Raw genomic sequence first — 25,688 nt, forward strand, 5'->3', positions numbered from 1 at the left:
TCGCTGCGGACCGACGGGCGTCAGGCGGTGAGGCCGGCCTCGTGGAGGGTGTAGGCGGTCATGGGCTCGTAGAAGCGCGGATCGACGACGTGGTCGTCGAGGGGAACGGTCACCTGCATCGTCCCCTCCGCCTCGCCGATGAAGAGCGCGGGGTCGTTGCAGTCCGCGTACCCGACGGAGTCGATCCCGCGCTGCCCGGCCCGCCCGGCCCAGCCGTGGTCGGCGATGACGAGGTCGGGCCGTCCGGCGTCGCCGAGCGCGTCGAGGATGGCGTTCATGGGCTCCGGGGAGTGGGTGTGCCAGAGGCTGGCCCCGCGCTCGAAGACGGCGACGTCGGTGAACTGGACGACGTACCCCTCGTCGGCGATCAGCCCGCCGGGGATGCGGACGATGTCGCAGCCGCGGGCCCGCAGCGCGGCGGCGACGCGGCTGTGGACGTCGATCAGGGCGCCGGGGTGGCCGGTGGCGAAGAGGACCCGCTCGCGGCCGGCGGCGGCCTTGCGCAGCCGGGCGGCCATCCGGTCGAGGGCGTCGACGGTGAGTTCGGGGTCGATGGTGTCCTGGCCGGACCGGTGGGCGGGGTCGTCGACGACGCCGCAGCGCTCGGCCATGACGGCGAGGACGTCCTGCTCGTCGGTCCAGCGGTCGCCGAGTTCGAGGCCGAGCCAGTAGTGCCGGTCGCCGTTGGCGAGCTTGCGGTAGTGGGAGAGGTTGTTGTCGCGCGGGGTGGCGACGTCTCCCGCGATCCGGGTGCGGACGAGGTGCTCGACGAGGGCGGGGCGGCTGAGTATCGGCATGGGGCCATTCTGTCCGAGCCCCGGACGTCCGGGGCAAGCGGTTCCGTCCCGTGGACGGGCGGGTGTCGCCGGCCGTGCCCGGCGGGCCGGCGGGCGTCAGCCGCCGAGCGCGCCGAAGGCCCCGTGGGCGAGCCGGCGCAGCAGGTCCTCCATGGGGCCGCGGCCGAGGGCGGCCAGGTGGGGGGTGGAGTTCAGGAGGCCGAAGACGGCGTGCACGGCGGTCCTGGCCTCGGACTCGCCGGCGTCGGGGTGGAGCTCGCGGACGGCGGCGACCCAGAGCTCGACGTACTGGCGCTGGAGCTGGCGCACCCGCTTGCGGTCCTCGTCCTTGAGGCGGTCGAGTTCGCGGTCGTGGAGGGTGATGAGCGGCCGGTCGTCGAGGGCGAAGTCGATGTGGCCGTCGATGAGGGAGCCGAGGAGGGCCGCGGGGTCGCCGGCGGCCTCGCCGACGCGGAGGCGGCCGCCGTCGAGGAGGCGCTCGCTGATGCCGACGAGGAGCTCGGCGAGCATCGCGTCCTTGCCGGGGAAGTGGCGGTAGAGGCCGGGGCCGCTGATGCCGACGGCGGCCCCTATCTCGTCGACGCCGACGCCGTGGAAGCCGCGCGCCGCGAAGAGGCGGGCGGCTTCCCTGAGGATCTGCTCGCGCCGGGTCGGGGCGTCGGTCCTGCCGGTGGCGGTCGGGGTCGTGGTCATGGATTCGATTCTAGACAACCCGGTTAGCGGTCGTTAACCTGGGCGGCGTACGTTAACGCTCATTAACCGAGCAAGGGAGCTCGAGGGATGCAGCAGGCACCTGTGCTGACGAGCGCGGCGGACCCCGCGTCCGCGGCCTGGCAGGCCAACGAGGCGGCCCACCGCGAGCTGGCGGCGACCCTGCGCGCCAAGCTCGCGGCCGCCGCCCTGGGCGGCGGTGAGAAGTCCCGGGCCCGGCACACCGCGCGCGGGAAGCTGCTGCCGCGGGACCGGGTGGACACCCTCCTCGACCCGGGCTCGCCCTTCCTGGAGCTGGCCCCGCTCGCGGCGGACGGCATGTACGGCGGGCAGGCCCCGGCCGCCGGTGTCATCGCGGGCATCGGCCGGGTGTCGGGCCGCGAGTGCGTGATCGTCGCCAACGACGCGACCGTCAAGGGCGGCACGTACTACCCGATGACGGTGAAGAAGCACCTGCGGGCCCAGGAGGTGGCGCTGGAGAATCGTCTCCCCTGCCTCTACCTGGTCGATTCGGGCGGCGCGTTCCTGCCGATGCAGGACGAGGTCTTCCCCGACCGGGAGCACTTCGGCCGGATCTTCTTCAACCAGGCCCGGATGTCGGGCGCGGGCATCCCGCAGATCGCCGCGGTCATGGGCTCGTGCACGGCCGGCGGCGCGTACGTCCCGGCGATGAGCGACGAGGCGGTGATCGTGCGGAACCAGGGCACGATCTTCCTCGGCGGTCCGCCGCTGGTGAAGGCGGCGACCGGCGAGGTCGTCACGGCCGAGGAGCTGGGCGGCGGCGAGGTCCACTCGCGGATCTCCGGCGTCACCGACCACCTGGCCGAGGACGACGCCCACGCCCTGCGCATCGTCCGGAACATCGTGGCCACCCTGCCGGAGCGCGGCCCGCTGCCCTGGTCGGTCGAGCCGGCCGAGGAGCCGAAGGCCGACCCGTACGGGCTGTACGGCGCGGTGCCGGTGGACTCCCGCACCCCGTACGACGTGCGCGAGGTGATCGCCCGGGTCGTGGACGGCTCCCGCTTCCAGGAGTTCAAGTCGGAGTACGGCCAGACGCTCATCACCGGCTTCGCCCGGATCCACGGCCACCCGGTCGGCATCGTCGCCAACAACGGCATCCTGTTCGCCGAGTCCGCCCAGAAGGGCGCGCACTTCATCGAGCTGTGCGACCAGCGGGGCATCCCGCTGGTGTTCCTGCAGAACATCACCGGCTTCATGGTCGGCAAGGCGTACGAGCACGGCGGCATCGCCAAGCACGGCGCCAAGATGGTGACGGCCGTGGCCACCACCCGGGTCCCGAAGCTGACGGTCGTCGTCGGTGGCTCGTACGGCGCGGGCAACTACTCGATGTGCGGCCGGGCGTACTCCCCCCGGTTCCTGTGGATGTGGCCCAACGCCAAGATCTCGGTCATGGGCGGCGAGCAGGCGGCGTCCGTCCTCGCGACGGTCAAGCGCGACCAGCTCGGCAACGAGTGGAGCGCCGCGGAGGAGGAGGCCTTCAAGGCCCCCATCCGCGAGCAGTACGAGAGCCAGGGCAACGCCTACTACGCGACCGCCCGGCTGTGGGACGACGGCGTCATCGACCCGATGGAGACCCGTCAGGTCCTCGGCCTCGCCCTGACCGCCTGTGCCAACGCGCCCCTGGGTGACCCCCAGTTCGGCGTCTTCCGGATGTGAAGGGCTCCCAGAAGATGCAGAGCATGTTCGACACCGTCCTCGTGGCCAACCGGGGCGAGATCGCCGTCCGCGTCATCCGCACCCTGCGGGAGATGGGCGTGCGCTCGGTGGCCGTCTACAGCGACGCGGACGCCGACGCCCGCCACGTGCGGGAGGCCGACACGGCGGTGCGGATCGGTCCGCCCGCGGCCGCCGAGTCGTACCTGTCCGTGCCGGCGCTGCTGGACGCCGCCCGCCGCACCGGCGCGCAGGCCGTCCACCCGGGGTACGGCTTCCTCGCCGAGAACGCCGGGTTCGCGCAGGCGTGCGCCGACGCCGGTCTGGTCTTCATCGGCCCGTCCGCCGCGGCGATCTCCCTCATGGGCGACAAGATCCGCGCGAAGGAGACCGTGAAGGCGGCGGGCGTGCCCGTCGTGCCGGGCGCCGCGGACCCCGAACTGGAGGAGGCCGCCCGTGAGCTGGGCGCCCCCGTCCTGCTCAAGCCCAGCGCGGGCGGCGGCGGCAAGGGCATGCGGCTCGTCCGGGACCTGGCGGTCCTGACCGAGGAGATCGCGGCGGCCCGCCGCGAGGCCCGCTCCTCGTTCGGCGACGACACCCTGCTCGTGGAGCGGTGGATCGACCGCCCCCGGCACATCGAGATCCAGGTCCTGGCGGACACCCACGGCAACGTGGTCCACCTCGGCGAGCGCGAGTGCTCCCTCCAGCGCCGCCACCAGAAGATCATCGAGGAGGCGCCGAGCGTCCTCCTCACCCCGGAGATCCGCGCGTCGATGGGCGCCGCGGCGGTCGAGGCGGCCCGTTCCTGCGGCTACGTCGGCGCGGGCACGGTCGAGTTCATCGTCCCCGGCGGCGACCCGTCGTCGTACTACTTCATGGAGATGAACACCCGCCTCCAGGTCGAGCACCCGGTCACCGAGCTGGTGACGGGCGTGGACCTGGTGGAGTGGCAGCTGCGGGTGGCGGCGGGCGAGCCGCTCCCGTTCGGGCAGGACGACGTCCGGCTGGACGGCTGGGCGGTCGAGGCCCGCGTCTGCGCGGAGGACCCGTCCCGGGGCTTCCTGCCCTCGGGCGGCACGGTGCTCTCCCTGCACGAGCCGCAGGGCGACGGCGTCCGCACCGACTCGGGGCTCTCGGAGGGCACGGAGGTCTCCTCCCTCTACGACCCGATGCTCTCCAAGGTCATCGTCCACGCGCCGACCCGCGAGGCGGCCCTGCGCAGGCTGCGCGCCGCGCTCGCCGCCACGGTCACGCTCGGCGTGCCCACGAACGCCGGGTTCCTGCGGCGTCTCCTCGCCCACCCGGACGTCGTCGCCGGCCGGCTGGACACCGGTCTCGTCGAGCGCGACGCCGAGAGCCTGGTCCCGGCCGGCGTGCCGGACGAGGTGTACGCGGCGGCCGCCGCCGTGCGGCTCGCGGCGCTGGCGCCGGAGCCCCGGGCGGGCTGGACGGACCCGTTCTCGGTGCCGAGCGGCTTCCGCCTCGGCGGCACCCCGAAGCCCCTCGCCTTCCCGTTCCGGGTGGCGGGCCTCGAACCCGTGACGGTCGACGCGCCCGCCGGGGCGCACGTCACGGACACCTCGGTGACCGTGACGGTGGACGGCGTCACCCATCGTTTCCGGCGTGCCGGCTCCTGGCTCGGCCGGGACGGCGACTCCTGGAACGTCCTGGACCACGACCCGGTCGAGGCCGCGCTCAGCGGGGCGCGGCACGGGGGCGCGGACACGCTCGCGGCGCCGATGCCGGGGACCGTGACCGTGGTGAAGGTGGCCGTCGGGGACGAGGTCGAGGCCGGGCAGAGCCTGCTCGTGGTGGAGGCGATGAAGATGGAGCACGTCATCTCCGCGCCGCACGCCGGGACCGTCACCGAGCTGGACGTGACGCCCGGCAGCACCGTCGCCATGGACCAGATCCTGGCCGTGGTGACGCCCCGTGAGGAGGAGGACGCGTGAGCCTGCCGATGACCGTGAGGGACCCCTCCCTCCCCGCCCGGGTCAGGATCCACGAGGTCGGGGCGCGGGACGGGCTGCAGAACGAGAAGACGACCGTGCCGACCGCGGTGAAGGCGGAGTTCGTCCGGCGGCTCGCCGCCGCGGGGCTGACGACCGTCGAGGCGACCAGCTTCGTGCACCCGAAGTGGGTGCCGCAGCTGGCCGACGCGGAGGAGCTGTACCCGCTGGTCCGGGACCTTCCGGTGCGGCTGCCGGTGCTGGTGCCGAACGAGCGCGGCCTGGACCGGGCGCTCGCGCTGGGCGTCCGGCAGATCGCCGTGTTCGCCTCGGCGACCGAGTCGTTCGCGAAGGCCAACCTGAACCGGACCGTCGACGAGGCGCTGGCGCTCTTCGCGCCCGCCGTCACCCGGGCCATAGAGTCCGGGCTCACCGTCCGCGGCTACCTCTCGATGTGCTTCGGCGACCCCTGGGAGGGCGCCGTGCCGGTCGGGCAGGTCGTCCGGGTCGCCAAGGCCCTGGCGGAGATGGGCTGTGACGAGCTGAGCCTCGGCGACACGATCGGCGTCGCCACGCCCGGGCACGTCGGGGCGCTGCTGACCGCGCTGAACGACGCCGGGGTCCCCACCTCCCGTATCGCCGTGCACTTCCACGACACGTACGGGCAGGCACTGTCCAACACCCTGGCCGCGCTGCGGCACGGGGTGACCACGGTCGACGCCTCCGCCGGCGGCCTCGGCGGCTGCCCGTACGCGAAGAGCGCGACCGGCAATCTCGCCACCGAGGACCTCGTGTGGATGCTCGACGGCCTCGGCATCGAGACCGGGGTCGATCTGGCCGCCCTCACCGCCACGAGCGGGTGGATGGCCGAGCAACTGGGCCGGCCCAGCCCGTCCCGTACCGTCCGCGCCCTCTCCCACAAGGAGTGACGAATCCCATGTCCCTCGACCACCGGCTCACCGAAGAGCACGAGGAACTCCGCCGCACCGTCGAGGCGTTCGCCCACGACGTCGTCGCCCCGAAGATCGGCGACTTCTACGAGCGGCACGAGTTCCCGTACGAGATCGTCCGCGAGATGGGCCGCATGGGCCTGTTCGGCCTGCCCTTCCCGGAGGAGTACGGCGGCATGGGCGGCGACTACCTCGCGCTCGGCATCGCCCTGGAGGAGCTGGCCCGCGTCGACTCCTCGGTGGCCATCACCCTGGAGGCGGGGGTCTCGCTCGGCGCGATGCCCGTGTTCCGCTTCGGCACCGAGGAGCAGAAGCGGGAGTGGCTGCCGCGGCTGTGCGCCGGCGAGATGCTCGGCGCGTTCGGCCTGACGGAGCCGGGCGCCGGCTCGGACGCGGGCGGTACCCGCACCACCGCCGTACGGGACGGCGACCACTGGGTGATCAACGGCTCGAAGTGCTTCATCACCAACTCGGGCACGGACATCACGGGCCTGGTGACGGTCACCGCGGTCACCGGCCGCAAGCCGGACGGGCGTCCGCTGATCTCCTCGATCATCGTGCCGTCCGGCACCCCCGGCTTCACGGTCGCCGCCCCCTACTCCAAGGTCGGCTGGAACGCCTCGGACACCCGCGAGCTGTCCTTCGACGACGTCCGCGTCCCGGTGGAGAACCTGCTGGGCGAGGAGGGCCGCGGCTACGCGCAGTTCCTGCGGATCCTGGACGAGGGCCGGGTCGCGATCGCGGCGCTCGCGACGGGCCTGGCGCAGGGCTGTGTGGACGAGTCGGTGAAGTACGCGCACGAGCGGCAGGCGTTCGGCCGTCCGATCGGCGACAACCAGGCCATCCAGTTCAAGATCGCCGACATGGAGACCCGGGCCCACATGGCCCGGATCGGCTGGCGCGACGCGGCCTCCCGCCTCGTCCTCGGCGAGCCGTTCAAGAAGGAGGCGGCGATCGCGAAGCTGTACTCCTCCACGGTGGCCGTGGACAACGCCCGTGACGCCACGCAGATCCACGGCGGCTACGGCTTCATGAACGAGTACCCGGTGGCCCGCATGTGGCGCGACTCGAAGATCCTGGAGATCGGCGAGGGCACCAGCGAGGTCCAGCGGATGCTCATCGCCCGGGAGCTCGGCCTGTCCACCTGACACCCCGCCCCGCACCCCGCGCCCGCCGCACCGGCCTCCGGTACGGCGGGCGCCGCGCGTCGTACCCGAGCCGGCGCGGCCGGCCGCCGGACCGTGGCGCCGCCGTCGTCCGGGGATCGAACCGGGCTGCCGGGGCGCCCTTCTGAGGACCGGTCACCCGTGGTCGTGGCGGGAGTCACACGGGTTCGGGGGGCCCCGCCCACCGGAAAGAATGAGGTTAGGCTAACCTATCTTTCGACCTGTCCGGGCCCTGCCGCCTCCACGGCCGCGGCCCCAGAGAACGCCCGAGAAGGTGTCCCGACCCATGACGCACGCCGAGACCGCCCCCTTCCAGTTCTTCTCGCTCCGGGTCGACCGGACCCGGCGGCTGGGTCCCTCGCTGGTGCGGGTCACCTTCACCGGGGACGACCTGAAGAACTTCGCCGCCGGCGGCCGCGACCAGTCGCTCTCGCTCTTCCTGCCGCACCCCGGCCAGGAGGCGCCCGTCCTGCCGCCGCTGGACGACCCGGACATGTACGCGATCCTGGGCGCCTGGCGCGCGATGCCCGACGACGAGCGCGCGGTGATGCGTTCGTACACCGTCCGCGAGCAGCGCACCGACCCGGACGAGGTCGACATCGACTTCGCCCTCCACGAGGACGGCGGGCCGGCCTGCCGCTGGGCCGGACGGGCCGAGCCGGGCGACCGGGTGGTCGTGCTGGGGCCGGCGGTGGCGGACAACACGGGTGTCCGGTTCCGGCTCCCGGAGGACGCCGACTCCGTGCTGATCTGGGCGGACGAGACGGCCCTCCCGGCGGCCTCGGCGATCCTGGAGTGGCTGCCGGCGGAGACGCGCGCGCAGGTGTTCCTCGAAGTGCCCTACTCCGGCGACCGGATGGAGCTCGCCACCGAGGCGGACGCCACGGTGACCTGGCTCGTCCAGGAGGAGGGGGCGCCGTCCGCCGTGGACGCGGTACGCGGGGCCGAGCTGCCCGGCGAGGCCCCGTACGTCTGGATCGCGGGCGAGTCCGGTGCGGTGAAGGCGCTGCGCCGGCACTTCGTGCGGGAGCGCGGGCTCGATCGGCGGCGGGTCACGTTCGTCGGCTACTGGCGTAAGGGACTGTCCGAGGACGCCCTGCGCGAGGTTCCGGACGAGACGCAGGACGACGTGTAGGTACGGACCTTTCGACGCAACGGCCCTCCGGCCCTTCGGGGTTGGGGGGCCGTTGCGTTACAAAATTAGGTTAGGCTAACCTAACTGAAGTTGATCGATCCCGCTTCGGCGTGACCTCAGCGTCCCCCTGGCGTTCCCTCCCGAAAGGGCCCCCACATGCGCTCCCACCTGCTCAACGACGCCACGGCGGAGAGCTACCGGCGCTCCGTCACCGAAGGAGTCGAGCGGGTGGCGAGGAAACTCGCCACGACGCGAGGCCCCTTCACCGGCGTGACGCCCGCCGAGCTCGCCCCCGTCGTCGACGCCGTCGACCTCGACCGGCCGCTCGGCGACGCCTCCGCCGCGCTCGACGAGCTGGAGGACGTCTACCTGCGGGACGCGGTCTACTTCCACCACCCGCGCTACCTCGGCCACCTCAACTGCCCGGTCGTCATCCCCGCCGTCCTCGGCGAGGCCGTCCTCTCGGCCGTGAACTCCTCGCTCGACACCTGGGACCAGAGCGCCGGCGGCACGCTGATCGAGCGGAAGCTGATCGACTGGACTGCCGGCCGGATCGGCCTCGGCCCGGCCGCCGACGGCGTCTTCACCAGCGGCGGCACCCAGTCCAACCTCCAGGCCCTGCTCCTCGCCCGCGAGGAGGCCAAGACCGACGACCTGTCCCGGCTCCGCATCTTCTCCTCCGAGTGCAGCCACTTCAGCGTCCAGAAGTCGGCGACCCTCCTCGGCCTGGGCCGCGACGCCGTCGTCTCCGTCCCCGTCGACGCGAACAAGCGGATGCAGTCCGTCGTCCTCGCCGCCGAGCTGGAGGCCTGCCGCGCCGAGGGCCTCGTGCCGATGGCCATCGTGGCCACCGCCGGCACCACCGACTTCGGCTCCATCGACCCGCTGCCCGAGATCGCCGCCCTGGCCGAGGAGTACGGCGCCTGGATGCACGTGGACGCCGCCTACGGCTGCGGCCTGCTGGCCTCGCTGAGCCGCCGCCACCTCCTGGACGGCATCGAGCGCGCCGACTCGGTCACCGTCGACTACCACAAGTCCTTCTTCCAGCCCGTGAGTTCCTCCGCCGTCCTGGTCCGCGACGGCGCCACCCTGCGCCACGCGACCTACCACGCGGACTACCTGAACCCGCTGCGCACCGTCGCGGAGCAGATCCCGAACCAGGTCGACAAGTCCCTGCAGACGACCCGCCGCTTCGACGCGCTCAAGCTGTGGATGACCCTGCGGGTGATGGGCGCCGACGGCGTCGGCCGGCTCTTCGACGAGGTCTGCGACCTGGCCCGGGAGGGCTTCGAGCTGCTCACCGCGGACCCGCGTTACGACGTCGTGGTCGCGCCGCAGCTCTCCACCCTCGTCTACCGGTACGTCCCGGAGGGCGACGCGACGCCCGCCGAGGTCGACCGGGCCAACCTCCACGCCCGCAAGGCCCTGTTCGCCTCGGGCGAGGCCGTCGTCGCCGGCACCAAGGTCGACGGCCGCCAGTACCTCAAGTTCACCCTGCTCAACCCCGAGACCACCGCGGCCGACATCGCCGCCGTCCTCGATCTGATCGCCGGCCACGCCGAGCAGTACCTGGGAGAGAACCTTGTCCACGCCTGAGATCCACGACTTCATCGGCATCGGGCTCGGTCCGTTCAACCTCGGACTCGCCTGCCTGACCGAGCCGATCGACGAGCTGAACGGCCTCTTCCTGGAGTCGAAGCCCGACTTCGAGTGGCACTCGGGGATGTTCCTGGAAGGCGCCCACCTCCAGACGCCGTTCATGTCGGACCTGGTCACCATGGCCGACCCGACCTCGCCGTACTCCTTCCTCAACTACCTGAAGGAGAAGGGCCGGCTGTACTCGTTCTACATCCGCGAGAACTTCTACCCGCTGCGGACCGAGTACAACGACTACTGCCGCTGGGCCGCCGGGAAGCTCTCCTCCGTCCGCTTCTCCACCACCGTCGCCCATGTCGTCTTCGACGAGGCCGACGAGGTCTACGCCGTGACCACCGAGGCCGGCGAGACCTTCCGCGCGCGCCGGCTCGTCCTCGGCACCGGCACCCCCGCGTACGTCCCCGAGACCTGCGCGGAGCTCGGCGGCGACCTGATCCACAACTCGCGCTACCTGCCGAACAAGGCGGAGCTCCAGAAGAAGCGTTCCATCACCCTGGTCGGCAGCGGCCAGAGCGCCGCCGAGATCTACTACGACCTCCTGAGCGAGATCGACGTCCACGGCTACCGGCTGAACTGGGTGACCCGCTCCCCGCGCTTCTTCCCGCTGGAGTACACCAAGCTCACCCTGGAGATGACCTCGCCGGAGTACGTGGACTACTTCCACGCGCTGCCCGAGCAGACCCGCTACCGCCTGGAGACCCAGCAGAAGGGCCTCTTCAAGGGCATCGACGGCGAGCTGATCGACGCCATCTTCGACCTGCTCTACCAGAAGAACCTGAACGGCCCCGTGCCCACCAGGCTCCTCACCAACTCCGCGCTGCACGACGCCGCGTACGACGCCGCCTCGGGGACGTACACGCTCGGCTTCCGCCAGGAGGAGCAGGAGAAGGACTTCACCCTGGAGACCGAGGGCCTGATCCTCGCGACCGGCTACAGGTACGCCGTCCCCGCCTTCCTGGAGCCGGTCCGCGACCGCCTCAACTGGGACGGCCGGGGCCGCTTCGACGTGGCGCGCAACTACGCGGTCGACACGACGGGCCGCGGGGTCTTCCTCCAGAACGCCGGCGTCCACACCCACTCGATCACCTCGCCCGACCTCGGCATGGGGGCGTACCGCAACGCGTACATCATCGGCGCGATGCTGGGATACGAGTACTACCCCGTCGAGAAGACCATCGCCTTCCAGGAGTTCGCCGCATGACCGTCCAGATACGTCCCTTCGACCCGGCGAAGGACGCCCGGCTGATCCACCCCTGGGTCACCCATCCCAAGGCCGCCTTCTGGATGATGCAGGGCGCGAGCCTCGACGACGTCGAGCGCGAGTACGCGGCGTTCAGCGCCCACCCGCACCACCACGTCTTCATCGGCCTGGTCGACGGCGAGCCCGCCTTCCTGATGGAGCGGTACGACCCCGCGCACCTGGAGCTGGTCGGGCTCTACGACCCGCTGCCCGGCGACGTCGGCATGCACTTCCTGGTCGCGCCCACCGACACCCCCGTGCACGGCTTCACCCGGACCGTGATCACCGCCGTGATGGCCGAGCTGTTCGCCGATCCGGCCACCGAGCGGGTCGTCGTCGAGCCGGACGTGGCCAACACGGCCGTGCACGCGCTGAACGCGGCCGTCGGCTTCGTGCCGGAGCGGGAGATCCAGAAGCCGGAGAAGAAGGCCCTGCTGAGCTTCTGCACCCGCGCGCAGTTCGAGGCGGCCGTGGCGGTGGCGGCATGACCCTCGCCGACCCCGTCGCCCACCTCACCCCCGAGCGCTGGGCGGACGCCAACCGCGCCCTGATCCGCAAGGGCCTCGCCGAGTTCGCCCACGAGCGGCTGCTGAACCCGCAGGAGCTGGGCGAGAGCCGCTACCAGGTGCTCAGCGACGACGGCACGACCGAGTACCGCTTCACCGCGGACCGGTTCGCCCTCGACCACTGGCAGGTCTACCCCGAGTCGATCAGCCGGCACCGCGGCGACGAGCAGCTCCCCCTGGACGCGCTCGTCTTCGTCACCGACCTCCGCGGCTCCCTCGGCCTCAGCGACGAGATCCTGCCGGTCTACCTGGAAGAGATCTCCTCCACCCTCGCCGGCACCGCCTACAAGGCGACCAAGCCGCCGGTCACGTCCGCCGAGCTGGCCCACGCCGGCTTCCAGGCCATCGAGACCGGGATGACCGAGGGCCACCCCTGCTTCGTCGCCAACAACGGCCGGCTCGGCTTCGGCGTCGACGAGTTCCGCGCCTACGCCCCCGAGGCCGCGAGCCCGATCCACCTGATCTGGCTGGCCGCGCGGCGCGACCGCGCCACCTTCACCGCCGGCGCGGACATCGACTACGACGCCTTCGTCCGCGCCGAGCTCGGCGACGCGGCGGTCGACGGCTTCGCCGCGGTCCTGGCCGCCCGTGGCCTGGACCTCGCCGACTACCTCCTGATGCCGGTCCACCCCTGGCAGTGGTGGAACAAGCTGTCCGTCACCTTCGCCGCCGAGATCGCGCAGCAGCGCCTGGTCTACCTGGGCGAGGGCGACGACGGCTACCTGGCCCAGCAGTCGATCCGCACCTTCTTCAACACCTCGGACCCGTCGAGGCACTACGTCAAGACGGCGCTGTCGGTCCTCAACATGGGCTTCATGCGGGGCCTGTCGGCCGCGTACATGGAGGCCACGCCGGCGATCAACGACTGGCTGCACCAGCTGATCGCGTCGGACTCCGTCTTCGCCGCGGCCCGCTTCTCGATCATCCGCGAGCGGGCGGCGGTCGGCTACCGGCACCTGGAGTACGAGGCCGCCACCGACCGCTACTCCCCCTACCGCAAGATGCTGGCCGCGCTCTGGCGCGAGTCCCCCGTGCCGTCGCTGGCCGAGGGCGAGCGGCTCGCCACCATGGCCTCGCTGCTCCACGTGGACCACGCGGGCGCGTCCTTCGCGGGCGCCCTGGTCAAGGAGTCGGACCTGGAGGCGGCCGTCTGGCTCCGCCGTTACCTGGACGCCTACCTCCTGCCGGTCCTGCACAGCTTCTACGCCTACGACCTGGCGTTCATGCCGCACGGCGAGAACGTGATCCTCGTCCTGGACGAGCGCGGCACGGTCGCCCGCGCGATCTTCAAGGACATCGCCGAGGAGATCGTCGTCATGGACCCGGCGGCGGTCCTGCCGCCGGCCGTGGAGCGCGTGCGCGCCGAGATCCCCGAGGACATGAAGCTGCTGTCCGTCTTCACGGACGTCTTCGACTGCTTCTTCCGTTTCCTCGGCGCCACCCTGGCCGCGGAGGGCGTCCTCGACGAGGACGCGTTCTGGCGGACGGTCGCGGAGTGCGTGCGCGGCTACCAGGACTCCAAGCCGGAGCTGGCGGACCGGTTCGCCCAGTACGACATGTTCGCGGGGACCTTCGCCCTCTCCGCGCTCAACCGCCTCCAGCTGCGCGACAACCGGCAGATGGTCGACCTGGCGGACCCGTCGGCGGCCCTCCAGCTCGTCGGCGACCTGGTGAACCCGATCGCGCGGTTCGCCTGAGGGACCGACACGGCCCCGGCGGAGTACGGTCCTCCGCCGGGGCCGTCGTCATGCCCTACTCCGCCGGCCAGGGCACCTGCGGCGAGCGGTGGTAGGCGATGCCGAGGGCGTCGAAGCGCGGCGCCTGCTCGGCGAGGCGGACCTTGTACGTCTCCCAGTCGTGGCTCGCGGCGGGTGACCAGCCGAGCTCGGCGATGCCCGGCAGCCGGGGGAAGGCCATCGTCTCCAGGTCGGACGAGGTGGCCAGGGTCTCGGTCCACAGCGGCGCCTCGACGCCCCGGACGGCGGAGGCCGGCGTCCCGGGCAGGTAGGAGTCCGGGTCCCAGTCGTAGGAGCGCCTGACCTCGACGTAGCCGGCCCAGGAGAGGCCGAGGGCGGTGTCCTTGGTGTACTTCATGTCGAGGTAGGCGCGGTCGGCGGGCGAGAGGACGAGGCCGGTGCCGTTGCGGGCGGCGGCGGCGACGCGCTCCTTCTCGGCGGTGGGGGTGCGGTCGAGGCCCCAGTACTGGACGAGCGCGCCCTCGGCGGGAGTGGCGCCGGTGAGCTGGTGCCAGCCGACGACGGTCTTGCCGTACTTCGCGACGACGGGCTGCACCCGGTCCATGAAGGCCGTGTAGTCGGCGTGGCTGGTGGAGTGCGCCTCGTCGCCGCCGATGTGGAGGTAGCGGCCGGGGGTGAGGGCGGCGATCTCGCGGATCACGTCGTCGACGAAGTCGTACGTGACGGGCTTCGCGGCGCACAGGGAGCTGAAGCCGACCTTGACGCCGGTGTAGGGCGGCGGGGCGACGCCGTCGCAGTTGAGCTCGGCGTAGGAGGACAGGGCCGCGTTGGTGTGCCCCGGCATGTCGATCTCGGGGATCACCTCCTGGTAGCGGGAGGCGGCGTACCGCACGATCTCCCGGTACTGGTCCTTGGTGTAGAAGCCGCCGGGGCCGCCGCCGACCTCGGTGGCGCCGCCGTGGGCGGTGAGCCGGGGCCAGGAGTCGACGGCGATGCGCCACCCCTGGTCGTCGGAGAGGTGCAGGTGGAGGGTGTTGACCTTGTAGAGGGCGAGCTGGTCGATGTACCGCTTCACCTCGTCGACGGTGAAGAAGTGGCGGGAGACGTCGAGCATGGCGCCCCGGTAGGCGTAGCGCGGGGTGTCGGTGACGGTGCCTCCCGCGACCTTCCAGGGCCCGGGCTGGACGGTGTCGCGCTCGACGGCGGAGGGGAGCTGCTGGCGGAGGGTCTGGACGCCGCGGAAGAGGCCGGCGGGGGCGCGGGCGGTGAGGGTGAGGCCGTCGGGCGAGGAGGAGAGCCGGTAGCCCTCGTCGCCCAGCGCGCTGTCGCCGGGGGCGAGCCGGAGGCGGATGCCGTCGCGGGCGGCTGCCTCGTCGACGACGGGCAGCGGGAAGCCGGTGGCGGGGCGCAGGAGTCCGGCGAGGTAGCGGCCGAGGGCCCGGGTCTCGCCGGACTCCTCGTCGACGCCGATGCGGGTGGCCCGGGTGAGGGTGTACGGCTCGCCCCCGGGGGTCACGGAGGCGGGGACGGGGACGATCCGGCCGAGCGGGCGCACCTCGGGTTCGGCGGCGGGGACCGGGCCGCCCGCGGACGCCTCGCCGCAGGCCACTCCGGCGGCGGCGACCAGGAGGAGGGAGCCCACGAGGGCGGGGATCCTTCGGCGCTGTCTCACGGGCAAGCTCCCCTTCGGGCGATCGGTGCGTCCGTATGTCTGTATATCCGCTGTCTGCATATCCGCTCGGTCCCTGTGTACCGTTCACCCCCTTCGCCGATCAAGGTCTGGACCAACGGGGCCGTTTTCCTCGATGATCATGGCGCTCCTGCCCGATTTCGGGCAGGATTCTTGCAAAGGGCCCGAAGAACCCCCAGTATCGACGGGTGCTCGAACGCCGCCCGTCGCACGACGACCTCATCGACCATCTGGTCCGCAGCACCGCGCTCCAGCGCGGTGAGGCCGCCCGGGTGGTGCTCGACGTGCTGGCGTACTTCGACGAGACGACCGAGGAGTTCGTCCGCCGCCGCCACCGCGAGCTGCAGTCCGGCGGGGCCGTGAACGCCGAGATCTTCGAACGGATCGCGGCCGAACTGCCACACCGGGCCGTGGCGCCGCAGGAGCTCTCGCTCCGGCAGCTGCGCCGCATCGTCTACGGCTGAGACCGCCGCGGCGGCCGGGAAGCACCATCACTGACCTGGAGGGGTTACACCTATATGTGCGGAATTGTCGGTTACATCGGTAAGCGTGACGTCGCCCCGCTGCTGCTGGAGGGCCTGGCACGGCTGGAGTACCGCGGGTACGACTCCGCGGGCATGGTCATCACCAGCCCCAAGGCCGCCGGCCTGAAGATGGTGAAGGCCAAGGGCCGCGTGCGTGACCTGGAGGCCAAGGTCCCCAAGCGCTTCACCGGCACCACCGGCATCGCCCACACCCGCTGGGCCACCCACGGCGCGCCGAGCGACGTCAACTCGCACCCGCACCTGGACCCCGAGAACAAGGTCGCCGTCGTCCACAACGGCATCGTCGACAACGCCCAGGAGCTCCGCGCCAAGCTGGAGGCCGACGGCGTCGTCTTCGCCTCCGAGACGGACACCGAGGTCATCACCCACCTCATCGCCCGCTCCCAGGCCGACACCCTCGAGGAGAAGGTCCGCGAGGCGCTCAAGGTCATCGAGGGCACCTACGGCATCGCCGTGATGCACGCCGACTTCAACGACCGCATCGTGGTGGCCCGCAACGGCTCCCCGGTCATCCTCGGCATCGGCGAGAAGGAGATGCTCGTCGCCTCCGACGTCGCCGCCCTGATCGCCCACACCCGCCAGGTCGTCACCCTCGACGACGGCGAGATGGCCACCCTCAAGGCCGACGACTTCCGCACCTACACCACCTCGGGCGCCACCACCACGGCCACCCCCGAGACGGTCGAGTGGGAGGCCGCCTCCTACGACATGGGCGGCCACGACACGTTCATGCACAAGGAGATCTCCGAGCAGCCCGACGCGGTCGACCGCGTCCTGCGCGGCCGGATCGACGACCGCTTCTCCACCGTGCACCTGGGCGGCCTGAACCTGGACCCGCGCGAGGCCCGCACCATCCGCCGCATCAAGATCCTCGGCTGCGGCACCTCGTACCACGCCGGTCTCATCGGCGCGGGCCTCATCGAGTCGATGGCCCGCATCCCCGCCGACGCCGAGCCGGCCTCGGAGTTCCGCTACCGCAACCCGGTCGTGGACCCCGACACCCTCTACATCGCCGTCTCCCAGTCCGGTGAGACCTACGACGTGCTCGCCGCCGTCCAGGAGCTCAAGCGGAAGGGCGCCCGCGTCCTCGGCGTCGTGAACGTCGTCGGCTCGGCCATCGCCCGCGAGGCCGACGGCGGCGTGTACGTCCACGCCGGCCCCGAGGTCTGCGTCGTCTCCACCAAGTGCTTCACCAACACGGTCACCGCCTTCGCGCTGCTCGCCCTGCACCTGGGCCGCATCCGCGACCTGTCCGTCACCGACGGCAAGCGGATCATCGAGGGCCTGCGCAAGCTGCCCTCGCAGATCGAGGAGATCCTCAAGACCGAGGACGAGATCAAGAAGATCGCCGCCGAGTACGCCGGCGCCCAGTCGATGATGTTCATCGGCCGTGTGCGCGGCTACCCGGTCGCGCTGGAGGCCTCCCTCAAGCTGAAGGAGATCTCCTACATCCACGCCGAGGCCTACCCCGCCTCCGAGCTGAAGCACGGCCCGCTCGCCCTCATCGAGCCGGCCCTGCCGACGGTCGCGATCGTCCCCGACGACGACCTGCTGGAGAAGAACCGCGCCGCCCTGGAGGAGATCAAGGCCCGCAGCGGCCGCATCCTCGCGGTCGCGCACCAGCCGCAGGCGAAGGCCGACCACACCATCGTCGTGCCGAAGAACGAGGACGAGCTGGACCCGATCCTGATGGGCATCCCGCTCCAGCTCCTCGCCTACCACACGGCGCTCGCCATGGGCCGCGACATCGACAAGCCGCGCAACCTGGCCAAGTCCGTCACGGTCGAGTAGCGGCCTCGGGGCCTGTCCCCCCGAACCGCGCCACCGGGCCTGTCCCCCGGCGGTCCGACCGGACACGAGAGCGGTCCCCCGCACACACCCAGGTGTGCGGGGGACCGCTTTTTCCACGGGGCCCGGTCCGCCTCCGGGACGCCTCCGCGCCCTTTCGGCTCAGGCGCCGGTCAGCTCGCCGGGGCCGCGCTGCGGCTCGCCCGGCCGAGGGCGGTCGGCCACCCCGCCACCGCGGCCGTGGCGCCGTACCAGGCGAGCAGGCCGCCGACGGCGGCGACCCAGCCGCCCGCCTTCGCGAGTCCGCCGTTGTCGGCGAGCGCGCCTATGCCGAGCAGCAGCAGCGCGACGAAGAGCAGCCCGTACACGCCCTGCCCGAAGAGCCCGCCACCCTTGGAGGCCACGGTCAGCGTGAGGGCGAGGAGCGCCCACAGGAGGAGGAAGAGGCCGGCCGCGTCGGCCGAGCCGCCAGAGCCGCCGGCCCCGGTCCCCCAGGTGAACCAGAAGGCGCCGAGCGCCGTGTACGCCGTGCCCTCCGCGGTGCCGCCGGCCCGGAGGGCGAGCAGGCCGACGAGGAAGAGCGTGACGCCGCCGACCCAGGTGGCGAGGCCCGCGGCATCCGCTGCCGCGACGTTGTCGATGATCCCGGTACCGCCCAGGCCGAAGGCCAGCAGGGTCAGTCCGAGGGCGAGGTTTCCGAGCGTGGAGACGGTGTTTCCCGCGGCGACTTCGTTGTCCACGGCGGGCTCCCTTCAGGTGTGCAGTCGTGCTGCGTGAGCTGCTGTGATCCGGTGGCCTTTATGTACCCTTCACAAGCACACAATTCACCTGAGGAAGGCCGAATTTATGGCCGCATGACGGCAGTTGAGGGAGGGGGCGACGAACCGACGGCTCCGACGGGGCCGTTGGGAACACCGGGACGCACGAGACCGCCCGGACGGGCGGGAGCGGCGGGGCTACGGGATGACGATGACCGGCCGCTGGGCGCGGCGCGCGAGCCGGCCGGCGACCGAGCCGAAGATCCGGCCGACGATCCCGTGCGTGGAGCCGACCACGATCGCGTCGGCCGAGTACTCCCGGCCGACCTCCTCCAGCTCGTGGCAGATGTCGCCGCCGCGCTCGACGAGGATCCAGGGCACCTCCGAGAGGTGCTCGGCGCACGCCAGCTCCAGACCGAGGACCTCGGTCCGGTGATCGGGGACGTCGACGAAGACGGGCGGCTCGCAGCCGGCCCACACCGTGGTGGGGAGCCGGTTGGCCACGTGCACGATGATCAGGCCCGAGCCGGAGCGCCTGGCCATGCCGATGGCGTACGCGAGGGCACGCTCACTGGACGTGGAGCCGTCGAAGCCGACGACGACGCCGTGCCGGAAGGCCGGGTCACAGGCGTGACGTGGCTGTTCGACCGCGAGGGGGTCGACCGTGGAATCGGCGACGCGCTTGCGGTCCGCGGGTTCGGGGAATTCGTGACCGGCCATCGGTGTCTCGGCGAAGAGGGTCCTCGTGCGAAGGGACGGGGAAAAGGGGGGACGAACGACGGGTGGCGGCGGAGCTGTGTCCGGGAATCATCTTCCCAACCCCATACCCCCAAGGGTACGGCGCCACTCCTCTCCTGCCCAGAGCCCGCCGTGCCACCCCTGGCGTGCCCGCCGCCCGCGGGCGGCGTTCCAGGGAGCATGCACGAGGGGCTCGGGATCTGGCAATGCCGGTTGTGCCCTACAGGCGTCCGTACGGGGGCCAAACGGACGTCGCCGAGAGTGACCGGAACGTTCCGTTCCTCGTTGCCACAGGTCCAGCCCACCGTCGCAGGGAGACCGCCCGTGCCCGCACCATCGACCGCCGCCGGCCAGACCTCACCCGCCCGCCCCGCCGCCGTGGCCGCCCCCCGCGGGCGGCGCCGCGCGCCCGCCCCCTCCCCGTCCGCCGCCGCCCCGGAACCGGCGGCGGCCCCGGAGGCGGGAACCGGGGGCCCGGCCGACGACGTCGTCCGGTGGGCGGTCTTCTGCTGCGCGCTGGTCCCGGTGGTGCTCGTCGCGTACGGCACCTCGCTCGGCGGGGCCGCCGGGACGGCGCTCGGACTCGTGTCGGTGACGGCCGCCTGCCGGGTGCTGCTGCGCCGCTCGGAGCGCGGTCTGCACGCCGAGGGTGCGCGCGGGAGGCGCCGGCCCCGCCCCTGAGCGGGGTCCGGGAGGGCTCGGACCCCCTTCGAGTTGACAGGTTCGTACACCCGAACCCATATGTTTTCAGCCAAGTTCCATTCCTCGGCGCGTCCTTGGCGGAACGATTGCCCAACCCCGGTACGGAGAGCGGCGGAAGCCCTGCCCCGCACCCCCGCACCCCCGTGTACGGGGTCGTTCCCGGTCGGACCGCGTTTCCGGCGGCCCTCGGACCGGAGAGTTCGCCATCGATCGCTTCGCGCCAAGTTGCCTTGTCGACAATCCACCGGATGGAGAACTTGTCACGCCGGCGCCACGGGACGCAGTAGATTCGATCATGGGTACCGAAGACTGGGGTCTCGTGCAAAACCGAGGGGAAACGTGCAGGAGCGACACGACCAGGGAGACGCGAACACCGAGGGGGGCTTAGCGTCATGAGCCAGGACTCCGCCGCACCGGAGGCCGCACGGAAGCTGTCCGGGCGCCGCCGTCGCGAAGTCGTCGCGGTGCTGCTGTTCAGCGGCGGCCCCATCTTCGAGAGCTCCATCCCGCTCTCCGTGTTCGGCATCGACCGGCAGGACGCCGGAGTGCCCCGATACCGGCTGCTCGTCTGCGCCGGCGAGGACGGCCCGCTCCGGACCACCGGTGGGCTCGAACTCGCCGCGCCGTACGGCCTGGAGGCCATCAGCCGGGCGGGCACCGTCGTCGTCCCGGCCTGGCGGTCGATCACCTCGCCGCCGCCGCCGGAGGCGCTCGAGGCGCTGCGCCGGGCACACGAGGAGGGCGCCAGGATCGTCGGGCTCTGCACCGGTGCGTTCGTCCTCGCCGCGGCCGGCCTGCTCGACGGCCGTCCGGCGACCACGCACTGGATGTACGCGCCGACGCTCGCCAAGCGCTATCCGTCGGTCCACGTGGACCCGCGGGAGCTCTTCGTCGACGACGGGGACGTGCTGACCTCCGCCGGCACCGCGGCCGGAATCGATCTGTGTCTGCACATCGTGCGGACCGACCACGGCACCGAGGCCGCGGGCGCGCTGGCGCGCCGGCTGGTCGTCCCGCCGCGGCGCAGCGGCGGTCAGGAGCGCTACCTCGACAGGTCTTTACCCGAGGAGATCGGCGCCGACCCGCTGGCCGAGGTCGTCGCCTGGGCGCTGGAGCACCTCCACGAGCAGTTCGACGTGGAGACCCTGGCCGCTCGCGCGTACATGTCACGGCGGACCTTCGACCGCCGGTTCCGCTCGCTCACCGGGTCGGCCCCCCTCCAGTGGCTGATCACCCAGCGGGTGCTCCAGGCACAGCGGCTGCTGGAGACCTCCGACTACTCGGTCGACGAGGTCGCGGGCCGGTGCGGCTTCCGCTCCCCGGTGGCCCTGCGCGGCCACTTCCGGCGCCAGCTCGGCTCCTCGCCGGCCGCGTACCGGGCGGCGTACCGCGCCCGGCGGCCGCAGGGCGAGGCGGGCACGGTCGTGCTCGACCCGGTCGTGCCGGTGCAGGTCCCGGCGGGAGTCCGGCGTCCGTCCCTGGACCCGGGCAAGCCGCAGTCCGACGTGTACGCGCCGGGACGCGCCTCGCTGCCGGGCCAGCGCAGCGCGCCGTAACGACGACCCGCACGGCCACAAGCCGCGCACAGCAGGACCGACGGGCGCCCGGGGACGACCTCCCCCGGGCGCCCGTCGGCCTGCTCCGCTCGCGTCCGTAGCCCCTAAGGTGGACACATGAACGATCGCATGGTGTGGATCGACTGCGAGATGACCGGGCTCTCGCTGACGGACGACGCACTCATCGAGGTGGCCGCGCTGGTCACCGACTCGGAACTGAACGTGCTCGGCGAAGGGGTGGACATCGTGATCCGCCCGCCGGACGCGGCCCTGGAGACCATGCCCGAGATCGTGCGCCGGATGCACACGTCCTCGGGGCTGCTCGACGCGCTCGCCGAGGGCACCACGCTCGCCGACGCCGAGGCCCAGGTCCTCGCGTACATCCGCGAGCACGTCAAGGAGCCGGGCAAGGCGCCGCTGTGCGGGAACTCGGTCTCCACGGACCGCGGCTTCCTCGCCCGCGACATGCCGGCCCTGGAGAACCACCTGCACTACCGGATCGTCGACGTGTCCTCGGTCAAGGAGCTGGCCCGCCGCTGGTACCCGAGGGCGTACTTCAACAGTCCGGAGAAGAACGGCAACCACCGGGCGCTCGCCGACATCCGCGAGTCCATCGCCGAGCTGCGCTACTACCGCGAGGCGGTCTTCGTGCCGCAGCCCGGTCCCGACTCGGAGACCGCGAAGCAGATCGCCGCCCGCCACGTCGTGCCCGCCGAATAGCCGCTGCTCGCGCCCCCGGGAACCCGCTCGGGAAACGCGGGCGCGAGCACCCTCCGGGACCCTGTAGACTTCTTCTCGGCCGGTCGGGGAAACCTTCGGGAAAACCGCCGGTCATGGTGGGTATAGCTCAGCTGGTAGAGCACCTGGTTGTGGTCCAGGATGTCGCGGGTTCGAGTCCCGTTACTCACCCTGATGGTCGAGGCCCCGGTTCTGAGGAACCGGGGCCTCGGTCGTTCTCCGCCGCCGGACCGGGTCACCGCCGCGTTCCACACCCGGGTGACCCGCTGCCCGGCCGCCTGGGTCCAGCGGACGGTCCAGCCGTTTCCGCGGGGCCGTGCCGGAGTCGCGCTCTCACTCCCGTGCGGCCGACAGGACACGGTCAGGGTCGTACGCCGTCGAAGACGTCCGACGACGTACGTCCGGACGGGTGGCACCGCCGGACCGGCTCCCCGCACCCGGCGCGCGCGGCCACTACCGTCGGACGTCATGGGGAGGAGCAGCGGAGCCGCGTTCCGGACCGTCCTCGCCCTCCTCCTGGGCGCCTCGCTCGTCGCCGGCTGCGCCACGGACCCCCCGGAACCGTCCCCGCGGAACGTCGGCCCGGAGGCCGACGGCGCCGGCCGGCCGGTCACCCTCACCGTCGGGGTGTTCGGCACCTTCGGCTACCAGGAGTCCGGGCTCTACGACGCCTACATGCGACTCCACCCCGACGTCGCCGTCCGCCAGACCGTCCTCACCCGCAACGACGTCTACTACCCGCAGCTGCTCACCCACCTCACCGCCGGCTCCGGCCTCGCCGACGTCCAGGCCGTGGAGGTCGGCAACATCGCCGAGGTGCTCGCCACCCAGGCGGACCGCCTCGACGAGCTCGGCGCCGCCCCCGGCGTCGACCGGCGGGCCTTCCTGCCCTGGAAGTGGGCCCAGGGCACCGCCCCCGACGGGCGGACGCTCGCGCTCGGCACCGACATCGGGCCGCAGGCCGTCTGCTACCGCAAGGACCTCTTCGCGCGCGCCGGGCTGCCCGCCGACCGGGAGGCCGTCGGGCGGCTCTGGGCCGGGGACTGGCGCAAGTACCTGGAGGCCGGGGTGCGCTACCGCGAACGGGCCCCGGACGGCACGGCCTTCACCGACTCCGCCTCCGGGGTCCTCGCGGCGGTCACCGGCAGCGTCACCCCGCGCTACTACGACGAGCGGGGCGAACTGATCGTGGCACGGAACCCCGCCGTACGGAGGGCCTGGGACCTCGCCGCCGCCTTCGCCCGGCAGGGACTGACCGCCCGGCTCCAGCAGTTCACCCCCGGCTGGGACCAGGCGTTCGCGAACGGGGCGTTCGCCGCCCTCGCCTGCCCCGCCTGGATGCTCGGCTACATCGAGGACAAGGCGGGCCCGGCCGGGCTCGGCCGCTGGGACATCGCCCCGGCGCCCCGGCCGGGCAGCTGGGGCGGTTCCTTCCTCGTCGTGCCGTCGGCGGGGCGGCAGCGGGCGGAGGCGGCCCGGCTCGCGGCCTGGCTGACCGCGCCCGCCCAGCAGGCGGCGGTCTTCGCCCGGCGCGGCAGCTTCCCCAGCGCCTCGGCCGCCTACTCCCTCCCGGAGGTCGCCGACGCGCGCCACCCGTACTTCGGCGACGCCCCGGTCGGCGAGCTCTTCGCCCGGGCCGCGCTGGGCGTCCCCCGCGCGCCCATCGGCCCGAAGGACGCCCTGGTCTCCCAGACCCTGGCCGACGTCGGCATGCTCCAGGTCGACCAGACCGGCCGCTCGCCGGACTCGGCCTGGCGGGCGGCGATGCGGGCGATCGACAACGCGCTGGACCGGTGAGCGCCGTGACCGACGCACGGCCCGCGCCCCGGCGCACCCGTACGGGCTCCCGCTGGGCACCGTACGCGCTCGTCGCGCCGTTCTTCCTGTTCTTCGGCGCCTTCGGGGTGCTGCCGCTGGCCGCCACCGCGTGGGCGTCGCTGTACCGGATGGAGCTGACCGCGCCGGACGAGCGGGAGTGGGTGGGGCTGCACAACTACGCGCGCCTCGCCCACGACGAGTTCTTCTGGAACGCGCTGGCGAACACGGTCACCATCGGGGTCCTCGCCACCGTCCCGCAGCTGCTGCTCGCGCTCGGGGTGGCACACCTGCTGGACGTCCGGCTGCGGGGCCGGGGCGTCCTGCGCGTGGTGGCGCTCGCCCCGTACGCCACCTCGGTGGCGGCAGCGACCCTGGTCTTCGCGCTGTTCTTCGGCCGGGACCACGGGATGGCCAACTGGGTGATCGGGCTGGCCGGCCTCCCGCCGGTGGACTGGCAGAACGGCCCGTGGGCCTCTCGGTGCGCGGTGGCGTCGATCGTGATCTGGCGCTGGACCGGCTACAACGCGCTGATCTACCTGGCGGCGATGCAGACGGTCCCGCACGAGCTGTACGAGGCGGCGGCGCTGGACGGGGCCTCCCGGTGGCGGCAGTTCCTCCACGTGACGCTGCCGGGGCTGCGGCCGGCGCTCGCCTTCACGGGGCTGGTGTCGACGATCGGCGCGATGCAGCTGTTCGGCGAACCCCTGCTGTTCGGCAGCGGGGCGGGGGCCACCGGCGGCGCGGACCACCAGTTCCAGACGCTCGGGCTCTATCTGTACGAGCAGGGCTGGGTGAACCTCCATCTGGGGCGGGCCGCGGCCATCGCCTGGACCATGCTCCTGATCCTGGTCCTGGTGTTCGGCGCGGTCCGGCCCGCCCGGACGTTGCTCGCGCGCCGGGCGGGGGCGCGATGAGGACGGTGCGGGCCGGCTGGGGGACGTACGTGCTGCTCGCGCTCTTCGCGGCCGTCTCGCTGTTCCCGCTGGTGTGGACGGCGGTGGCGGCCTCGCGGACGAACACCCGGCTGGCGGCCACCCCGCCGCCCTTCCGGTTCGGACGGAACCTGCCGCGGAACGTGGAGATCGCCTGGACCGACGCGCGGCTCGGCGAGGCGCTGGCGAACACGGCCGTGGTGGCCGGGGCGGTCGCGGCCGGCACCGTGCTCTTCTCGACGCTCGCCGGCTTCGCCTTCGCCAAGCTGCGGTTCCGTCTGCGGGGCGTGCTGCTGCTGCTCGTGGGCGCGACGATGCTGATCCCGCCCCAGCTGGGCGCGGTCCCGCTCTATCTGATGATCGCCCGGCTGCACTGGACGGACGAGCTCCAGGCGGTGGTCCTGCCGTCGCTGGTGTCGGCCTTCGGGGTGTTCTACATGCGCCAGCACCTGCGGCGGGCGCTGCCGACCGAGCTCCTGGAGGCGGCGCGGACGGACGGGGCGGGGACGGCCAGGACGGTGTGGCACGTCGTGCTGCCGGCGGCGCGCCCGGCGATGGCGGTTCTGGGGATGCTGTCGTTCGTGGCGGCGTGGAACGACTTCTTCTGGCCGGTGCTGGCGCTGACGCAGACCGGGAACCCGACGGTGCAGGTGGCGCTCACCGGACTGGGCCGGGGCACGGTCCCCGACCAGTCGGTGGTGATGGCGGGGGCGCTGCTGGGGACGCTGCCGCTGCTGGTCGTCCTCGCGCTGTTCGGCCGGCACATCGTGGGCGGGGTGATGCGGGGCGCGGTGAAGGGCTGACCGCGGGCCCGCTCCGGCGACGACCGCCTCACCTGTTCGGACGAGGTGACGATCCGCCCCCTCCGCCCCCCTGCTAGCT

At 72.5% G+C, this 25,688-nt stretch carries 22 protein-coding genes, 1 tRNA gene and 1 pseudogene; 18 read left to right on the forward strand and 6 right to left on the reverse strand.

Annotated elements, in window-relative coordinates; all coding sequences use genetic code 11:
* Positions 1–20 precede the first annotated feature (20 nt).
* Together ACZ60W_RS15495 and ACZ60W_RS15500 are read right to left on the reverse strand one after the other, a co-directional pair.
* Positions 21–797, reverse strand: a complete 777-nt coding sequence (locus tag ACZ60W_RS15495; RefSeq protein WP_469755832.1) for a phosphatase — start codon at positions 795–797, stop codon at positions 21–23.
* 96 nt (positions 798–893) lie between these two features.
* Positions 894–1,490: an SACE_7040 family transcriptional regulator gene (locus ACZ60W_RS15500; RefSeq protein WP_366305126.1), complete on the reverse strand. Its 597-nt coding sequence runs from the start codon at positions 1,488–1,490 to the stop codon at positions 894–896.
* 87 nt (positions 1,491–1,577) lie between these two features.
* Here ACZ60W_RS15500 and ACZ60W_RS15505 point away from each other — a divergent pair, with 87 nt between their 5' ends.
* From ACZ60W_RS15505 to ACZ60W_RS15545, 9 genes are all read left to right on the forward strand, one after another.
* A complete protein-coding gene (locus ACZ60W_RS15505) occupies positions 1,578–3,185 on the forward strand; it encodes a carboxyl transferase domain-containing protein (protein ID WP_469755833.1) in 1,608 nt (535 codons plus the stop codon).
* Between the two features lie 14 nt (positions 3,186–3,199).
* Positions 3,200–5,134 carry an acetyl/propionyl/methylcrotonyl-CoA carboxylase subunit alpha gene (locus tag ACZ60W_RS15510; protein ID WP_469755834.1) on the forward strand — a complete coding sequence of 645 codons (1,935 nt, stop codon included), beginning with the start codon at positions 3,200–3,202 and terminating at the stop codon, positions 5,132–5,134.
* Positions 5,131–6,060 (forward strand): hydroxymethylglutaryl-CoA lyase, encoded by a 930-nt coding sequence (locus ACZ60W_RS15515; RefSeq protein ID WP_469755835.1) that lies wholly within the window; start codon positions 5,131–5,133, stop codon positions 6,058–6,060. Before ACZ60W_RS15510 ends, ACZ60W_RS15515 begins: the two co-directional genes overlap by 4 nt.
* Before the next feature lie 8 nt (positions 6,061–6,068).
* The gene (locus tag ACZ60W_RS15520) at positions 6,069–7,229 is read left to right on the forward strand and encodes an acyl-CoA dehydrogenase family protein (protein ID WP_469755836.1); all 1,161 of its coding nucleotides are present in this window, start codon (positions 6,069–6,071) and stop codon (positions 7,227–7,229) included.
* Positions 7,230–7,533: 304 nt separating this feature from the next.
* Positions 7,534–8,382, forward strand: a complete 849-nt coding sequence (locus ACZ60W_RS15525; RefSeq protein WP_469755837.1) for a siderophore-interacting protein — start codon at positions 7,534–7,536, stop codon at positions 8,380–8,382.
* A gap of 156 nt (positions 8,383–8,538) precedes the next feature.
* Positions 8,539–9,978, forward strand: coding sequence for a pyridoxal phosphate-dependent decarboxylase family protein (locus tag ACZ60W_RS15530; RefSeq protein WP_469755838.1), 1,440 nt, complete (start codon positions 8,539–8,541; stop codon positions 9,976–9,978).
* Positions 9,965–11,239 carry a lysine N(6)-hydroxylase/L-ornithine N(5)-oxygenase family protein gene (locus ACZ60W_RS15535; RefSeq protein WP_469755839.1) on the forward strand — a complete coding sequence of 425 codons (1,275 nt, stop codon included), beginning with the start codon at positions 9,965–9,967 and terminating at the stop codon, positions 11,237–11,239. The genes ACZ60W_RS15530 and ACZ60W_RS15535 overlap by 14 nt, the downstream gene beginning before the upstream one ends.
* Positions 11,236–11,766, forward strand: coding sequence for a GNAT family N-acetyltransferase (locus tag ACZ60W_RS15540; RefSeq protein ID WP_469755840.1), 531 nt, complete (start codon positions 11,236–11,238; stop codon positions 11,764–11,766). Before ACZ60W_RS15535 ends, ACZ60W_RS15540 begins: the two co-directional genes overlap by 4 nt.
* The gene (locus ACZ60W_RS15545; RefSeq protein WP_469755841.1) at positions 11,763–13,541 is read left to right on the forward strand and encodes an IucA/IucC family protein; all 1,779 of its coding nucleotides are present in this window, start codon (positions 11,763–11,765) and stop codon (positions 13,539–13,541) included. Before ACZ60W_RS15540 ends, ACZ60W_RS15545 begins: the two co-directional genes overlap by 4 nt.
* Before the next feature lie 55 nt (positions 13,542–13,596).
* On the opposite strand, the gene ACZ60W_RS15550 is transcribed toward ACZ60W_RS15545, so the two are convergent.
* Positions 13,597–15,213 carry a beta-N-acetylhexosaminidase gene (locus ACZ60W_RS15550; protein WP_469755842.1) on the reverse strand — a complete coding sequence of 539 codons (1,617 nt, stop codon included), beginning with the start codon at positions 15,211–15,213 and terminating at the stop codon, positions 13,597–13,599.
* A 206-nt stretch (positions 15,214–15,419) separates the two neighbouring features.
* Here ACZ60W_RS15550 and ACZ60W_RS15555 point away from each other — a divergent pair, with 206 nt between their 5' ends.
* Both ACZ60W_RS15555 and glmS read left to right on the forward strand, forming a co-directional pair.
* Complete coding sequence (locus ACZ60W_RS15555; RefSeq protein ID WP_366305105.1) at positions 15,420–15,695, forward strand: hypothetical protein; 276 nt, start codon at positions 15,420–15,422, stop codon at positions 15,693–15,695.
* A gap of 54 nt (positions 15,696–15,749) precedes the next feature.
* Positions 15,750–17,567 carry a glutamine--fructose-6-phosphate transaminase (isomerizing) gene (gene glmS / locus ACZ60W_RS15560; protein WP_366305103.1) on the forward strand — a complete coding sequence of 606 codons (1,818 nt, stop codon included), beginning with the start codon at positions 15,750–15,752 and terminating at the stop codon, positions 17,565–17,567.
* A gap of 170 nt (positions 17,568–17,737) precedes the next feature.
* On the opposite strand, the gene ACZ60W_RS15565 is transcribed toward glmS, so the two are convergent.
* Both ACZ60W_RS15565 and ACZ60W_RS15570 read right to left on the reverse strand, forming a co-directional pair.
* Positions 17,738–18,304: a GPR1/FUN34/YaaH family transporter gene (locus ACZ60W_RS15565; protein ID WP_469755843.1), complete on the reverse strand. Its 567-nt coding sequence runs from the start codon at positions 18,302–18,304 to the stop codon at positions 17,738–17,740.
* A 216-nt stretch (positions 18,305–18,520) separates the two neighbouring features.
* Positions 18,521–19,042 carry a universal stress protein gene (locus ACZ60W_RS15570; RefSeq protein ID WP_015033782.1) on the reverse strand — a complete coding sequence of 174 codons (522 nt, stop codon included), beginning with the start codon at positions 19,040–19,042 and terminating at the stop codon, positions 18,521–18,523.
* 342 nt (positions 19,043–19,384) lie between these two features.
* Between ACZ60W_RS15570 and ACZ60W_RS15575 the strand changes: the two genes are divergently transcribed.
* The 4 genes from ACZ60W_RS15575 to ACZ60W_RS15590 all read left to right on the forward strand — a co-directional run bounded on the left by ACZ60W_RS15575 (position 19,385) and on the right by ACZ60W_RS15590 (position 22,227).
* Positions 19,385–19,741, forward strand: coding sequence for a hypothetical protein (locus ACZ60W_RS15575; protein ID WP_469755844.1), 357 nt, complete (start codon positions 19,385–19,387; stop codon positions 19,739–19,741).
* Positions 19,742–20,154: 413 nt separating this feature from the next.
* Positions 20,155–21,318, forward strand: coding sequence for a helix-turn-helix domain-containing protein (locus ACZ60W_RS15580; RefSeq protein ID WP_469755845.1), 1,164 nt, complete (start codon positions 20,155–20,157; stop codon positions 21,316–21,318).
* 117 nt (positions 21,319–21,435) lie between these two features.
* Entirely contained in the window at positions 21,436–22,038 is a 603-nt protein-coding gene (orn, locus tag ACZ60W_RS15585) for an oligoribonuclease (RefSeq protein ID WP_469755846.1), read from the forward strand.
* A gap of 116 nt (positions 22,039–22,154) precedes the next feature.
* A tRNA-His gene (locus ACZ60W_RS15590) sits at positions 22,155–22,227 on the forward strand.
* A gap of 65 nt (positions 22,228–22,292) precedes the next feature.
* On the opposite strand, the pseudogene ACZ60W_RS15595 reads toward ACZ60W_RS15590, so the two are convergent.
* A pseudogene (locus tag ACZ60W_RS15595) lies at positions 22,293–22,526 on the reverse strand (hypothetical protein); the annotation flags it as partial.
* Between ACZ60W_RS15595 and ACZ60W_RS15600 the strand changes: the two are divergent.
* From ACZ60W_RS15600 to ACZ60W_RS15610, 3 genes are read left to right on the forward strand one after another with little or no spacing between them, the layout of a single operon-like run.
* Positions 22,525–23,853 (forward strand): ABC transporter substrate-binding protein, encoded by a 1,329-nt coding sequence (locus tag ACZ60W_RS15600; RefSeq protein ID WP_469755847.1) that lies wholly within the window; start codon positions 22,525–22,527, stop codon positions 23,851–23,853. The pseudogene ACZ60W_RS15595 and the gene ACZ60W_RS15600 sit on opposite strands and share 2 nt — an antisense overlap.
* Positions 23,854–23,858: 5 nt before the next feature.
* Positions 23,859–24,788, forward strand: coding sequence for a carbohydrate ABC transporter permease (locus ACZ60W_RS15605; RefSeq protein WP_469755848.1), 930 nt, complete (start codon positions 23,859–23,861; stop codon positions 24,786–24,788).
* A complete protein-coding gene (locus ACZ60W_RS15610) occupies positions 24,785–25,609 on the forward strand; it encodes a carbohydrate ABC transporter permease (RefSeq protein WP_469755849.1) in 825 nt (274 codons plus the stop codon). The genes ACZ60W_RS15605 and ACZ60W_RS15610 overlap by 4 nt, the downstream gene beginning before the upstream one ends.
* The last annotated feature ends 79 nt before the right edge of the window (positions 25,610–25,688 follow it).

The organism is Streptomyces sp. NPDC104202 (assembly GCF_055584185.1).

What these genes read in the sequence shown, in the direction of transcription:
- ACZ60W_RS15495 (WP_469755832.1), bottom strand. Translation starts at nt 797, where the DNA reads ATGCCGATACTCAGCCGCCCCGCCCTCGTCGAGCACCTCGTCCGCACC.
- ACZ60W_RS15500 (WP_366305126.1), bottom strand. Translation starts at nt 1,490, where the DNA reads ATGACCACGACCCCGACCGCCACCGGCAGGACCGACGCCCCGACCCGG.
- ACZ60W_RS15505 (WP_469755833.1), top strand. Translation starts at nt 1,578, where the DNA reads ATGCAGCAGGCACCTGTGCTGACGAGCGCGGCGGACCCCGCGTCCGCG.
- ACZ60W_RS15510 (WP_469755834.1), top strand. Translation starts at nt 3,200, where the DNA reads ATGCAGAGCATGTTCGACACCGTCCTCGTGGCCAACCGGGGCGAGATC.
- ACZ60W_RS15520 (WP_469755836.1), top strand. Translation starts at nt 6,069, where the DNA reads ATGTCCCTCGACCACCGGCTCACCGAAGAGCACGAGGAACTCCGCCGC.
- ACZ60W_RS15525 (WP_469755837.1), top strand. Translation starts at nt 7,534, where the DNA reads ATGACGCACGCCGAGACCGCCCCCTTCCAGTTCTTCTCGCTCCGGGTC.
- ACZ60W_RS15530 (WP_469755838.1), top strand. Translation starts at nt 8,539, where the DNA reads ATGCGCTCCCACCTGCTCAACGACGCCACGGCGGAGAGCTACCGGCGC.
- ACZ60W_RS15540 (WP_469755840.1), top strand. Translation starts at nt 11,236, where the DNA reads ATGACCGTCCAGATACGTCCCTTCGACCCGGCGAAGGACGCCCGGCTG.
- ACZ60W_RS15545 (WP_469755841.1), top strand. Translation starts at nt 11,763, where the DNA reads ATGACCCTCGCCGACCCCGTCGCCCACCTCACCCCCGAGCGCTGGGCG.
- glmS (WP_366305103.1), top strand. Translation starts at nt 15,750, where the DNA reads ATGTGCGGAATTGTCGGTTACATCGGTAAGCGTGACGTCGCCCCGCTG.
- ACZ60W_RS15570 (WP_015033782.1), bottom strand. Translation starts at nt 19,042, where the DNA reads ATGGCCGGTCACGAATTCCCCGAACCCGCGGACCGCAAGCGCGTCGCC.
- ACZ60W_RS15580 (WP_469755845.1), top strand. Translation starts at nt 20,155, where the DNA reads ATGAGCCAGGACTCCGCCGCACCGGAGGCCGCACGGAAGCTGTCCGGG.
- orn (WP_469755846.1), top strand. Translation starts at nt 21,436, where the DNA reads ATGAACGATCGCATGGTGTGGATCGACTGCGAGATGACCGGGCTCTCG.
- ACZ60W_RS15600 (WP_469755847.1), top strand. Translation starts at nt 22,525, where the DNA reads ATGGGGAGGAGCAGCGGAGCCGCGTTCCGGACCGTCCTCGCCCTCCTC.
- ACZ60W_RS15610 (WP_469755849.1), top strand. Translation starts at nt 24,785, where the DNA reads ATGAGGACGGTGCGGGCCGGCTGGGGGACGTACGTGCTGCTCGCGCTC.